The following is an 878-nucleotide window of genomic DNA, read 5'->3' as shown; positions in this document are numbered from 1 at the left end:
GACACGGTGCCGGTGAACGGACAGCCGGGCAAGTCGACACAGGAAGCGGTGCGCGAATTCCAGAAACTGTTCAGCCTGCCGGTGACGGGCGAAATCGATGGAACGCTCATCGCCAAGATGCGCGAGATCGGCTTGATCAGTTGATGGATTTGCGATGCGCCTGACATCCGATTTCTGGGTTTCAGCCTTGATCCGCAAGGTGCAGGGCGAGGGCGGCTTTGCCTATCTCGCCCGCCGCGGCTCGCCGGAAGCCGGCGCGATATTCATCAAGGTAAGCTCGCGCTTCGGCACCTGCGATCTCTATTCGCCAGCGCCGCAAACCTCCTATGAAGAAGATAATGACGGGGAGCGCATGTTCCTGCGCATTCTTCACGACGCCGATGACATGGCGGCAAGTGACCGCATGGCGCGGGAAACCCGCTTCGACCCCGACCTCTGGATGGTCGAACTGGAAGACATAGCCGATGCTTCGGCGCTGTTCTCGATTTCGCAGGACGGAGAGGCGTTCTGAATTTTTTTATGCGCTTATTTCGCCAGCCGCTGGCGGGAGGGATGATCGGAATTGGCCGCATCCACGAGCGGGGTGTCGTCTTCGGCTTCCGCCATTTCGCGCAGTTTGCCGCGCAGCATGGCCGACATGTCTTCAGCCTTCCAGCGCCGCACGAGCGCCATCGCCTTTTCGCGGTCGATGGATCGGTAGATGTGGACGAACTCCCGCAGGCTGTCGCGATTGGTGTCGATCGGTCCCAGAATGGCTGTCATGGTGAGATAGCATTCCGCAGGCGACAATCCCAGCGCCTTGAGCGCAATCGGCAGATGTGAATCCGGCCACTGGCCGATGATCGCATCGGCCCGCTCGAACGAAATGTCGAGCGCAT

General features: G+C 60.1%; 2 protein-coding genes. One reads left to right on the top strand and one right to left on the bottom strand.

What is annotated here, in order from left to right; genetic code table 11:
* The first annotated feature begins 154 nt into the window (after positions 1–154).
* Positions 155–511 (top strand): DUF1491 family protein, encoded by a 357-nt coding sequence (locus RCF13_RS20000; RefSeq protein WP_176026794.1) that lies wholly within the window; start codon positions 155–157, stop codon positions 509–511.
* Between the two features lie 14 nt (positions 512–525).
* On the opposite strand, the gene RCF13_RS19995 is transcribed toward RCF13_RS20000, so the two are convergent.
* On the bottom strand, positions 526–878 hold a 353-nt coding region (locus RCF13_RS19995; protein ID WP_308141489.1), incomplete at its 5' end, for a hypothetical protein.

It is taken from the genome of Stenotrophomonas maltophilia group sp. RNC7, assembly GCF_030910085.1.
Classification (GTDB): domain Bacteria; phylum Pseudomonadota; class Gammaproteobacteria; order Xanthomonadales; family Xanthomonadaceae; genus Stenotrophomonas; species Stenotrophomonas sepilia.
Note: the sequence above shows the minus strand (reverse complement) of the source record. Positions and strands in the feature narration are given on the sequence as shown.